The organism is Kocuria sp. CPCC 205235, assembly GCF_040980905.1.
Classification (GTDB): domain Bacteria; phylum Actinomycetota; class Actinomycetes; order Actinomycetales; family Micrococcaceae; genus Kocuria; species Kocuria carniphila.
Genome location: NZ_JAVKPR010000007.1, coordinates 1 through 11861 on the forward strand (window position 1 = coordinate 1; position 11861 = coordinate 11861).

Below are 11861 nucleotides of genomic sequence, written 5' to 3' on the forward strand. Positions count from 1 at the left end.
CCTCGGCGTCTATCCCGGCACCGACGCGCCCGGCCCACGCCCCGCAGCTACCCTCTCAGCTGCGAAGAGCCTCTTGAGGTCAACGCCGATGACCCGGTGACCTTGGTCGATGAGCTGAGCGGCGGCGGCCTGACCGATTCCGGATCCGGCACCGGTGACCACGTAGACGCGAGGGGCAGCAACTTCAGTGGTGGGCACAATCTCTCCTCAGTGACACGGCCGACCCGGGCGGCGCGGCCGTCAACTTAATGGTGACACGCGTATCTGAAAGCAAGGGCTCGAGGCACCCCGTGTGGGGAAAAGCGGCCCTGCAATCTAAGGTGATGAGGGTGCAGAATCCATGCCGGGAATCGGCATGTGCATCACATGAGACTTCGATGCCCGTCAGTAGCTCGGCAGCGTGGGATCCACGTCTTGGATCCACGCCAAGACTCCGCCGTCCAGGTGTTTGACGGTGTCCTCCCTCAGTGCGTAGTCCGCGCGCAACGCACCGAGTGCCTGAGCGGAGCGCACCCCGGCCTTGCAATGCAGGATCACGTTGCCCTCCACCGAATCCGGTAGCGCGGACACACCTCGGTCCAGGATCTCCTGGAGCCGGACCTGCACGGAGCCCGGGATGGAGACCAGGTCTCGCTCCCAGTCATCGCGCACGTCGATCAGCGTGAAGGACGTTTCACCCAATGAGCGAGAGGTCAGTAACACAGCCAACTCGGAAGCGGTGAGGGTTTCGTGGGAGGCGGGAGAGGCGTCGTCGGCGGTGGGGAGGCCGCAGGCCACGGCGACCTGCGAGAGATCGGTGACCGGCGGACGATCAGGGTCCGGCAGGATGGAGAGCTCGCGCCAGGTCTGGGCTAGAGCGTCATGGATGAGCACGCGACCCACCAGCGGGCGGCCGATGCCGGTGATGAGTTTGAGCGCTTCGGTGACCATGACCGAGCCAATGGTGGCCGGGAGCATGCCGAGTACACCACCCTCCGCGCACGACGGCACCTGACCCGGCGCGGGCGCCTCCGAGAAGAGATCACGGTATACCGGACCGTGGCCGGACCAGAACACCGAGACCTGGCCGTCGAAGCGCAGGATGGAGCCCCACACGACCGGAATCCCCACGAGCTCCGCGGCGTCCGAGACGAGATAGCGCGTACCGAAATTGTCCGCGCCGTCCATGATCAGGTCGTAACCGGAGAAGATGTCCAGGGCGTTGTCGGTGGTCAGGCGCTCGCCGTGCGCGTTGACGGTGACCAGGGGGTTGAGGCGGGTCACCGCGTCCGCGGCGGAATCAACCTTGGGGCGGCCGATGTCCGCCATACCGTGCACTACTTGGCGCTGCAGGTTGGACACGGAGACCACGTCGTCGTCGATCACGCCGATGGTTCCCACACCCGCGGCCGCCAGATACTGCAGGGCCGGGGCACCCAAGCCACCGGCTCCGATGATGAGCACGCGCGCGTTCTTGAGGCGCCGCTGACCCTCGACCCCGAGTTGCGGGAGCGTCAGGTGGCGGGAGTAGCGCTCGAGTTCCTCGTGGTTGAGCTCCGGCGTGGGCTCGACGAGGGGCGGGAACGGGGAAACTGCGGTCATGAAACGTGCGACTCCTAGTGCGAGGGGGCGGACGAAGTGGGAGATGACAACGGCGCGGCTGACGGCGCCAACGGGTCCGCTCGCGAAGCTGACTGCCCGGACGACGGCGCGGCTGACGGTGCCGGCGGGTTCGCCGGTAAAGAGGACTGGTCGGATGAGGGCGCGGGCCAGTCCCCGCGAGGAGCGGCACCGTCGGTACCTGAGGCGCCGGCTCCCGTCCCGATCCGCCCCGCCATCGGCGAGGACGCGACGGCGTGCGTGCGGCGTGCGATCCGGCCTGCGCCGCGCGCCAACCGTCCGGCCTCCACCGCATGGCGCATGGCCTGGGCCATGTTCACGGGATTCTGGGCGCGGGTCACGGCGGAGGCGAGCAGAACCGCGTCGCAACCGAGCTCCATGGCCAACGCCGCCTCGGATGCCGTACCGATGCCAGCATCCAGCACCACGGGAACGCTTGCGCGAGCGGCGATCAGCTCAATATTGTGTGGGTTCAGAATGCCCAGACCCGTGCCGATCGGCGCACCCAGCGGCATGACGGCGGTGGCCCCGGCCTGCTCGAGGTGTAGCGCCAGAACGGGGTCATCGGAGGTGTACGCGAAGACTTTGAAACCGCGCGCCACAAGCTGTTCGGTGGCGTCGAGTAGTTCGAGACCGTCCGGGAGCAGTGTGTCCTCGTCCGCGATGACCTCGAGTTTCACCCAGTCCGTTTCCAGCGCTTCCCGCCCCAGCTCCGCGGTCAGCAACGCGTCCCGTGCCGTGTAACAACCGGCGGTGTTGGGCAGCACCTTGATGTCGTTGCGGTGCAGGATCCCGTAGAGGCTGTCCCGGGGTGTCGACGTCGCTGCGTCACCAACCGAAGAGGCGGTCCCGTTACGAGGTGCTTCAGCACCACCGCTGCGACCAGCGTCGGAACCCAGGCCAGCGCCGGAACCCAGGCCCGACCCGGGCGAGTAACGCCGCACCGCCACCGTGGTCAGCTCCGTCCCCGATGCCAGGAGCGCGCGCTCCAACATCGCCAGGTCGGTGAGGCCGCCGGTACCCATGATGAGCCGCGAACCGAGCGTCACGCCGTCGATGGTCAAGTCGTCGGTGGTCATTTCAGCCTCCCTGCACGGCGGTGACGATCTCCACGGTTTGGTTCGCCTCGAGCAGTGTGTCGGACCACCGCGAACGAGGAACCACGGCGTGATCCAGGGCCACAGCAATGCCCAGTGGCCTGCCGTCAGCCGCGCGGCCCGCGGCGGTGATGTCACGGCCGGTCAGATCCGCAACGGCATCGGCCACGGACAGGCCCTCGGTGAGAGGAACCGGATGTCCGTTGACCTGGATGGTGTCCTGAGGAGCGGTATTCATGTTGTTCACCTGTTACATCTCGGGGTGCGCGGGAGAATGCCGCGCGGGGTCGGTCGAGGTCAAGAAGTCGGAGTCGTGCTCGTGGCTGACGGCCGGGTCCGCGACACCGGTCGCCAGTTCTGCGGCCAACCGGGCGGCCACGGGAGTCAACAGAATTCCGTGCCGGAAATGACCGGTGCTGATCACCAGGCCGGTCACGGAGCACAACCCCATGTACGGCAGATCGTCCGGAGTCCCCGGGCGAGCGCGGGCCAGCATCTCCAGCACATCGCAGTCGTCCACAGCGGGCAGGATGGCGCGTGCGTCCCGCAACAGTTGGTGCACGCCACCGGCCAGTACGGACGCTCGCCCGTCTTCGCGACTCGTGGCGCCCAGCACCAACGTCCGGTCGGCTCGGGGCACCAGGTACACGGCCCGCCCGTGGACATGCCCGCGAACCGTGCGTGTGATCAAGTGTTCCTCCCCGGGCAGGAGCAGCGAATCGGGCACGCTCAGCCGCAGAATGTCGCCGTACACAGGGCGCAGCCGCAGGGTCAGGCCCGCGGGTAGCTGTCCGGTATCGCTGGTGTTCAGTCCAGTGGCCAGCACGACGACGTCGCTCTCGACCGTCTCGCCTCCCTCCAGGAGCACTCCGGTCACCTGGGGTTCGGTACCGCGGGTTGAGAGAACTCGTTCGACCTTCGCGTGGAACCAACGCGCGGGGCCGGGGTCTGTGGCACCGTTCAGCGTGTCAATGGCCGGTGCGTCCAGGGCTTGGATCAGGGATGCGGCGAGCAGTCGGGGGTCCACCTGATGGTCCGTGGGAACCCTGATGGCACCCGCGACATGCGGTGCGAGAGCGGGCTCTAGTTTCCGGGCCTGACGAGCTGTGATGTTCTCGACCTGCATGCCCGCGGCGCGCTGGTGGGCTGCGAGGTCCTGCAAGGCGTGTGCATCGGCGGAGTCGACTCCCAACACCAGGGTCTCTTCGGTGCGGTAGCCGGTGGGGAGCCCGGAGGCCGCGGAGACCCGCTCGATGAATGCCGGATACTCCACGGCGGAGGCAGCCATGAGGGGGTACAGGCTTTCCTGGCCGTACTGGGTTTCGGCGATCGGGGCGAGCATGCCCGCGGCAGCGTGGGTGGCTCCCGAGGCGGGACGGGGGTCTGCGAGCGTGACTGCTACGCCGCGGCGTCGTAATTCGAAAGCGGTCGCCAGACCAATCAAGCCGGCGCCCGCGACCACTGCGTGCCGTGGCGCACTGTGGTGCTGGACGGGTGGCATGGGTGCCACAACACTCCCTCCGGCGGCATGATCCGCATCAGGTTTCCGGTCGGCGGCTCACGCCCTCTCAGCCCGCTGCGGTGGTTGCCGGGGCAACAGTCGCGGACTCCCGTGGAACTACCGGTCATGTGACCGGTACCTCTCAGTGTAACCGTGACCCGTGGCACCATGGCCACATGAGTGAGCAACAGAGTCAGGGAACCCGTAGGCGTGATGCGTTCGCGAATGCCAAGTTGTACGTGTGTGTCACGGCGCGAAAAGAGCGCGGTGACCTGCGGGAATTCCTGCATGCCGCGTACGAGGGCGGCGTGGACATCATCCAGCTGCGTGACAAGAAACTCGAAGCCGCGGCAGAGATCGAGGCCATCGAGGTGCTCGGCGAGGTTGCACGGGAACACGGCAAGCTGTTCGCGGTCAATGATCGGGCAGACGTAGCGATGCTCACCGGTGCGGATGTTTTCCACGTGGGGCAGGGCGATCTCACCACCCCGCAGGCGCGCCAGTTGCTGGGCGATGACGTGATCATCGGCCGCTCGTGCCTGTCTCGTGAGCAAGTGGACGGAGCGATTGCGGACGAGGGCCTGGACTACTTCTGCACCGGACCCGTGTGGGAAACGCCCACCAAACCCGGACGTGCCGCCGTGGGGCTGGAACTGCCGAAGTATGCCGCGGAGCACGCGGGAGACAAGCCGTTCTTCGCCATCGGCGGGATTGACGCCGAGCGGTTGCCGTCCGTGCTCGAGACCGGCGCGTCACGGATCGTGGTGGTTCGGGCGGTCACGGATGCCACCGACCCGGAAGCTGCCGCTCGCGAGCTGCGGAAATTCTTGTAATTACGTAGTTCTGGGCTCGCAGTTTTCCGGGTGACATTCGCACCACGGCGTGACACCGGGGAACTTTCCGCGGTGATCCGCGACCCATTGGTACACGCGATCCTGGGCCGTTCGTACTGGTGGGATGCGGTAGAGCTTGCCAAAAATGCGGGTGCCGAGGGCGGTGTCCAGAGTCTCGGCTACGGCCGCTGCGCCGGCCGATGGTGTCCCGCCGACCACGGCCCAGACCGCAGTGTGAGCTTGTGATTCGGTGAGACCGAAGCGCTCCAGCACGTCAGGTTCCTGATACGCGTGGGTGCTGATGCGACGGTGCCGGTCGAGTCTGTGCACCCACCCCACGGCGCGGGTGCAGAAGCCGCAGCGGCCGTCGAAAATCAGGTCCAGGTGCGCCTCGGTCGGTGTGACTTGTCGGTCGGTCACAGAAGCACCGACCCACTGATGCACGTGGTGCAGTGCCCACCCACCCAGACATTCTCAGCGGCATCCGACGTGACGGTCACGCGCCCGCGGCGCCCCATGGCCGTGCCTTGCTGGGCAAAGTACGACGACGCCGCCTGGCCGGTTCGCATGAGCCACTGCGCCAGGCTCGCGTTGAGACTTCCCGTGACGGGGTCTTCGTAGCCGCCGGTGCCGGTCACGAACGCGCGGACCTCGAACTGCTGCGGGCTGCTCTCCGGATAGGGGCCCACCACGCCGATCTTGTAATTCCCCAGCGCCGGGTAATCCGGTTCGATGGCCAGGACATCGTCTGCGGAGGGCAGCAAGACAGCTGCCCACCCCGGCCCGTTGTCGACCCACTGATGGGCCACGATCTCCTCGTCATCCAGACCCAGTCCCGCAGTGACCTGCTCCAGCATGGCGGGATCGAAGTTTCCCGAGCGCGAGGTGGGCGGGGCGGCAAAGGTCAGAGCGCCGTCGTCGGTGGGGCGGACCTCGACCAGGCCCGCGGTGCATTCCTGAACAATGACGTCGCGGGAGCGAGGGGTATTACCCGCCTCGAGCCACGCGTGGGCCGAGCCGAGCGTGGGGTGACCCGCGAAGGGGAGTTCACCGCCGGGAGTCCAGATGCGTAGCCGGTAATCGGCGTCTGGCGAGGTGGGCGGCAGGACGAACGTGGTTTCGGACAGGTGGGTCCACCGCGCGAAGCGGGCCATGTCCTGGTCGCCGAGGTCCGTGCCGTCGAGGACGACCGCCACCGGATTGCCCATGTAGGGCTCACGGGAGAAGACATCGACCTGGGCGAACGGGCGCTGGCGCTGCTGATCAGTCATGGGTCGATTCCATCACATGCTTGACTGCGCGCATCATCTGTTCGAAACCCGGTTCCTCCACCGGAAAGTGTCCGGCGTTCTCCAGCAGCCGCCACGACTTCTGGGCACCAATGCGTTCGAAGAACGGGCGGCTGATCTCCAGCGGGGTCCAACGGTCGTCACCGGGGTGGAGGAGTAGCACGGGCGTGTCCGTGAAGTCCTCAGGTTCGATCAGGGGCGCAGATTCCATGTAGCTGCGTATCCAGCCCAGAGGCACACGGCCACCGCCGCCGCGCCGGTCTCTGACGACCTCACGTACCAGTCCCGGATCGTTGGAGATGTGCCGGATGTCCGCGATCCAACGGATCGGCACGCGCAGGTTGGCAGGTGGCCCTTGCACCAACTTCAAAAATGGCCCGGTGAGTCGTGCCAGCAAGGGATGCCACGTCAACCGCGCCCGCACACGGGGATCACGCGGATCCAGAAGGCACGTGACGATCAGACGAGCGGCGAGACCTGTGGCCGCGGCGGCGTCGTAAGCCAAAAGCCCACCCATGCTGGCACCCAGGATGATCAGGGGGCGCTCGTCTTCCTCCGCGCGAAGCAGGTCGATCAGGAGTTCGCGCCAATCGTCGTAGCGGATGCGCTCCGGGCGATCGGTAACGGTCATGCCGTAGCCGGGGAGGTCCGGCACCGTGACATGGGCCCCGAGCGAGGCGAAGTGCGCGGCGTACGGCCAGAAGGCATCGCTGTTCCCGCCGGCGCCGTGAACCAGGAGGATGCGTACCGGCGCGTCCGGGGCACCCACGCGGTCCAGGTGGACCTGGGAGTCACGCCAATGCCAGGTGTCGTGGGAACGGCGGATGTCCTGGCCGTTCACGGCCGGAACATGCTTCTCGTAGCGGCGGTCATGCGGAGTGGTCACTGCAGCCTTCCGATATGAAAAAATCCCCTTGCCGTCACGGATCGTGATGACAAGGGGATCGTTGGTCGGGATGACAGGATTTGAACCTGCGACCTCGTCGTCCCGAACGACGCGCGCTACCAAGCTGCGCCACATCCCGAAATTTGCAGGCGTGCCCGCAAACAACTGCTCCAGTTTAGCGGCAGGGGAGCGTGAATGTGAAATCCAGTGGCGGACTCGAACGTGCCGGCTGTCCACGACTTACTGACCACAGTGTCGGGAATCACAGGTAAGGTCCCCTATATGAATGCGCGGCCCGCCTCCGGTGACAACAACTCCCCGTCGAAGAGCAGCCCCATCACTTCTCGCACCTGGATCCGCGTGGGACTCGCAATGTTCGCGGTGGGTTTCGGAACTAACCTCTTCGCGCCGATGCTCGAGGTCTACCGAGATCAGGACGGCATTTCGGAAGCCTCCGTAACCGCGATGTTCGGCATCTACGCGGCGGGACTGGTGCCCGCGCTCCTGATCTTCGGCCCCGTGTCCGACCACTACGGCCGCCGCGCCGTGGTGCGACCGGCACTGATTCTCGTGGCGGTGGCATCAGGAATCCTCGCGGCCGGCAGCCAAGCGCCCGAGTGGGTGCTGTACGTGGGCCGGTGGATCATGGGTTTTGGTGTGGGCATGGCCATGTCCTCGGGCTCGGCGTGGATCAAACAGCTGTCCGTGGACCGCCCGACCGCCGGCCCGCGTCGCGCGACCATCGTCCTCTCGGCGGGCTTCGGCGGCGGACCACTGATCGCCGGCCAGTTCGCGGAGTTCCTGCCCGGTCCGCAGATCACGCCCTATCTCTTGCACATCGCCCTGGTCATCGTGACCATCCCGCTCGTCTGGGGCGTTCCCGAAACGCAGTTCCCCGCGGAGGGGCGCGTCAAACGGCCACCGCTCGTTCCGCGCATCGCACTGACGGGTCGGTTCTTCTGGGCGGTCGCCGCGTGGGCCCCGTGGGTCTTCGGCACGGCCACGGTCGCGTTCACGAGCATCCCCGGTTTCGTCACGGACAACGTTGAGTACCCGGTCGCCTACCTCGGCCTGATCTCCGGCGTGGGCATGTTCTCGGGTGTCTTCATCCAACCGGTCGCCGCGAAACTCGCCACGTACGGCTGGTTGCCACTCTCGGTCGTGGGCCTTGGCGCCGCGAGTGTCGGCCTGGTGCTGGGCGCCGTCGCGATCGAGGTGGACAGCGCACTGTTGGTGATTCCGGCCGCGATCATCCTGGGCTGCAGCTACGGCATCATGATGGTTTCCGGTCTGCGCGAGGTGGAGATCATTGCCGAACCCCACGAATTGGGTGCGCTCATCGGCGTCTTCTACACCCTCACCTACACCGGATTCGCGGTGCCGTTCGTGCTTGCCGTTCTGGGTCCCTTTGTGGGCGATCTCTTCGGCATCGGCCCGGTCCGTGGCTTCATCGCATGCCTGGCCTTCGGCGTGGTCGTGTGCCTCGTCTCGACCGTTCCGGTGGCGCGGGCAGCCTCACGAGCCGTACCGCACCCGCGTCGCGAAGTCTGACGACGCCGCTCGCTCACGCCATCGACATAGCTCCCGACTCGCGGGCCGGCTGTTCACCAACGTGCGTCCCGAGAGAGCGGTGCCACCCCACGAACGACGCCGCTCTGGGGCCAAGCCTGCTTAGCGTCACCTACTCACGCGCTCGAGCACTTGCAACACATGCTCGTAGGGTTTGCCGGTGGCTTCGGTCATGCCCTGCTCGCACGTGCGGTTGAGGGAAACGTAGGCATCGTAGTAGGTGCCGTTCACCTCGGCAGCTTCCGGGGCCGTGGCGGCCGCGGTGAGCTCGGGGTGCAGCATGCCGCGATCGCCGGCGTAGCCACAGCAACCCCAGGCGAAGGGAACGGTGGCTCGTTCCGCTGCAGCATTGGCCAGCCGCATCAGGTGGTCGTTGATGCCCAGCTGAACCGACGAGCACGTGGGGTGGACGGCCACAGAACGCAACGGGTCAGATACGGCGATCCGATCAAGCACATGCTCCGAGACGAATTCCACGGCGTCCACGAAACGCAGCGGTGCGTACTTCTCTGATTCCGCGGCCAGCTTTTGCATGGTCTCCAGCCCCTCGGTGCACGAGGACGCATCGCACACCACTGGCAGCCGACCGTGATCGGAGGCCTCCCACAGCGTCTCCAGGGTGCGGTGGGACATGGTCTCGTAACCGGTGGGCAGGCCCTTGGACTTCCAGGGGGTGCCGCAGCAGGTGGCGGTGATGCCCTCGGGAATGCTCACGTCCACGCCGGCACGCCGGCACAGCTTCAAGAAGGCCTCGGACACGGAAGGCCCTGAACCATCCACGGTGCCGAACATGGCACCGATGCACGCTGGGAAGAACACCGCCCGAGCTTGCTCTGCAGGGACGTTCGCGGGCGACGTCGTCAAGAAATCACGGGAGCGTCCACCCGCCGGGAGCTGAGGCTTGTACTGGGGAACACTGTCTGCGCCCAAAACCGCGCGTGCCACCGTGGTTGCACTGACGGGCAACACCGCAGGCAGCCGCTTGGCCACCGACAGGGCGAAAGCTGCCCCCGGTGCAGTCATGGACCAGGAGTGTGCCAGGCCCGCCCACACGAAATCCGCGACCTTCGAGTGGTTCTCTGCCCGCAGGCGCCGCACCAGGTCACCGGTGTTGATGTGCACGGGGCACGCGGTCACGCACATGCCGTCCACGGCGCACGTATCCAGGCCGGCGTAGTCGTATTCGCGGGACAGTCGCCCCGCCAGCTCGGTTTTGCCCGCCAGTTCCGCTTCCGCGATCTCTCGGCGCCCAGCAATGCGCTGTCGCGGTGTGAGCGTGAGGTTTTGAGACGGGCACACCGGCTCGCAGTACCCGCACTCGACGCACCGATCGACTTCTTCTTCCACGGTGGGCGCGGTCTTGAGATCGCGTAAGTATGCGGTGGGATCCTCGGTGAGAATCACGCCGGGGTTGAATCGATAATCCGGGTCGATCAGTCTCTTGAGCTCGAGCATCACCTCGTAGAGTTCGTCCCCGTACTGCCTCCGGACGAACGGCGCCATGATGCGCCCGGTGCCGTGCTCTGCCTTGAGCGCGCCGCCGCGGTCGAGGACCAGATCCACCATGTCCTCGGTGAATCGTTCGTAGCGCTTGAGCTGCTCCGGGTCAGTGAACTGCTCGTTGAGCATGAAATGCACGTTGCCGTCCTTGGCATGCCCGAAGATCACGGAATCCTCGTAACCGTGCGCGTCGAACAGGGTGGTGAGGTCCTCACACGTCTCGCCCAATTGCGGCACCGGTACCACGATGTCCTCGAGAAGCGCATTGGTGCCGGTGGGGCGGTTGCCTGCCACTGTTGTGTACAGCCCCTTGCGCACGGTCCACAGGCCGGCCCGTTCCTTGGGATCGGTGGTCAACTGCGCAGGGGTTTCCAGGCCCAGGCTCTCGAATAACGACGACGCCGCTCGCGCCTGGTCCCGCACCTCCACTTCCGAATCCGCCTGGTACTCCACGAGCAACGCTGCTTGCTGATCCACAGAGATGTCCATGATCACCGGGGGAGCCTGGCCGGTGCGCTGGGAGACCTTCAAAGAGGTCGCATCCAGCAGTTCCACGGTGGCTGAGTTGACGTCCACCAACTGCGGGACGGAACTCGTGGCGGCCACCACCGTGGGGAAGACGAGCAGACCGGTGGCCACGTGCTGATGAATGGGAACGGTGCGGAACACCGCCTGCGCTACGAAACCCAGCGTGCCCTCGGAGCCGATCATGAGGTGCTCGAGGATCCGCACGGGTTCCTCGAAATCGACGAACGCGTTGAGCCCGTAACCCATGGTGTTCTTCATCGCGAATAACCGCTCGATGGTGCGCACCGATTCGGGGTTGTCCATGACCCGCCGTCGCAATCGGAGAAGCCCCTCGTGAAGTTCGGGCTCGGCGGCGCGCAACTGGAAATCCGCATCAGAGTCCGCCGTATTGATCACCGTTCCGGAGGGCAGCACCACGGTCATGGATTCCAACGTGCGATACGTGTTGAACTCTGTTCCGCACGCCATTCCCGATGAGTTGTTGGCGACCACACCGCCCACGGTGCATGCGGCCTCACTCGCCGGATCCGGTCCGAGCTTGTACCCGTGGGGCGCCAGACGGGCGTTGACCTGACGGACGGTCACCCCGGGTTGAACGCGCACCCGGGTGCCGTTGTCCAGGACCTCGATGTCGCGAAAGTGACGGCGGGTGTCCACCAGGACCTGATCGGTCACGGCCTGCCCGGACAGCGAGGTGCCGCCCGAACGCAACGTGAGACCCAGCCCATGTCGTGCGGCCGCGGCGAACACGTTGCCCACGTGTTCTGCGTTCTGAGGGCGCACCACGGCTTGCGGCTGAAGCAGGTAATGGGAAGCGTCGTGAGCGAGCACCCGTCGCTCCAACTCACTCTCGGCGATGGCACCTGAACCGCATGCCTGACGCACCTGCGCGACGAATTGCTCGGCGGCTGTGACGGACTGTTCGCGAACGGGTGCGCTCATGGGATGCTCCTGCGGGGTGTGACTGTGCTGACACCCATGGTAAGACCACAGGCTGACAAGCATGTGGCATTGCCGCCCGGGGGAGGGATCTCTCAGCTACCTCTGCCGGCCTCAGCG

Annotated in this window: 9 protein-coding genes, 1 tRNA gene, 2 pseudogenes and 1 riboswitch; of the genes and pseudogenes, 2 read left to right on the forward strand and 10 right to left on the reverse strand. The window is 66.1% G+C overall.

Annotated elements, in window-relative coordinates; translation table 11 throughout:
• Nucleotides 1-72: 72 nt before the first annotated feature.
• The 5 genes and pseudogenes from RF638_RS06745 to thiO all read right to left on the reverse strand — a co-directional run.
• A pseudogene (locus RF638_RS06745) lies at nt 73-198 on the reverse strand (short-chain dehydrogenase); the annotation flags it as partial.
• A 186-nt stretch (nt 199-384) separates the two neighbouring features.
• Nucleotides 385-1581 (reverse strand): molybdopterin-synthase adenylyltransferase MoeB, encoded by a 1197-nt coding sequence (moeB, locus tag RF638_RS06750; RefSeq protein ID WP_129699596.1) that lies wholly within the window; start codon nt 1579-1581, stop codon nt 385-387.
• A 224-nt stretch (nt 1582-1805) separates the two neighbouring features.
• Nucleotides 1806-2678 (reverse strand): annotated as a pseudogene (locus tag RF638_RS06755) (thiazole synthase); the annotation flags it as partial.
• A 1-nt stretch (nt 2679) separates the two neighbouring features.
• The gene (gene thiS, locus RF638_RS06760) at nt 2680-2934 is read right to left on the reverse strand and encodes a sulfur carrier protein ThiS (protein WP_165189176.1); all 255 of its coding nucleotides are present in this window, start codon (nt 2932-2934) and stop codon (nt 2680-2682) included.
• A gap of 12 nt (nt 2935-2946) precedes the next feature.
• Nucleotides 2947-4197, reverse strand: a complete 1251-nt coding sequence (gene thiO, locus RF638_RS06765; protein ID WP_368841686.1) for a glycine oxidase ThiO — start codon at nt 4195-4197, stop codon at nt 2947-2949.
• A riboswitch (TPP riboswitch) is annotated at nt 4195-4320 on the reverse strand. (Overlaps the previous gene by 3 nt.)
• A gap of 53 nt (nt 4321-4373) precedes the next feature.
• Between thiO and thiE the strand changes: the two genes are divergently transcribed.
• Nucleotides 4374-5030: a thiamine phosphate synthase gene (thiE, locus tag RF638_RS06770; RefSeq protein WP_129699598.1), complete on the forward strand. Its 657-nt coding sequence runs from the start codon at nt 4374-4376 to the stop codon at nt 5028-5030.
• On the opposite strand, the gene RF638_RS06775 is transcribed toward thiE, so the two are convergent.
• From RF638_RS06775 to RF638_RS06790, 4 genes are all read right to left on the reverse strand, one after another.
• Nucleotides 5031-5450 carry a thiol-disulfide oxidoreductase DCC family protein gene (locus RF638_RS06775; protein ID WP_238663006.1) on the reverse strand — a complete coding sequence of 140 codons (420 nt, stop codon included), beginning with the start codon at nt 5448-5450 and terminating at the stop codon, nt 5031-5033.
• Nucleotides 5447-6301, reverse strand: a complete 855-nt coding sequence (locus RF638_RS06780) for a PhzF family phenazine biosynthesis protein (RefSeq protein ID WP_095796430.1) — start codon at nt 6299-6301, stop codon at nt 5447-5449. Before RF638_RS06780 ends, RF638_RS06775 begins: the two co-directional genes overlap by 4 nt.
• Nucleotides 6294-7205, reverse strand: a complete 912-nt coding sequence (locus RF638_RS06785; RefSeq protein WP_165189179.1) for an alpha/beta hydrolase — start codon at nt 7203-7205, stop codon at nt 6294-6296. Before RF638_RS06785 ends, RF638_RS06780 begins: the two co-directional genes overlap by 8 nt.
• A gap of 62 nt (nt 7206-7267) precedes the next feature.
• Nucleotides 7268-7344: transfer RNA gene (locus RF638_RS06790), tRNA-Pro, on the reverse strand.
• A 143-nt stretch (nt 7345-7487) separates the two neighbouring features.
• Between RF638_RS06790 and RF638_RS06795 the strand changes: the two genes are divergently transcribed.
• Complete coding sequence (locus RF638_RS06795; protein WP_129699599.1) at nt 7488-8756, forward strand: MFS transporter; 1269 nt, start codon at nt 7488-7490, stop codon at nt 8754-8756.
• Nucleotides 8757-8882: 126 nt separating this feature from the next.
• Here the strand turns inward: RF638_RS06795 and RF638_RS06800 are convergent, their stop codons facing one another.
• Nucleotides 8883-11744 carry an FAD-binding and (Fe-S)-binding domain-containing protein gene (locus tag RF638_RS06800; RefSeq protein WP_368841636.1) on the reverse strand — a complete coding sequence of 954 codons (2862 nt, stop codon included), beginning with the start codon at nt 11742-11744 and terminating at the stop codon, nt 8883-8885.
• Nucleotides 11745-11861: the final 117 nt, after the last annotated feature.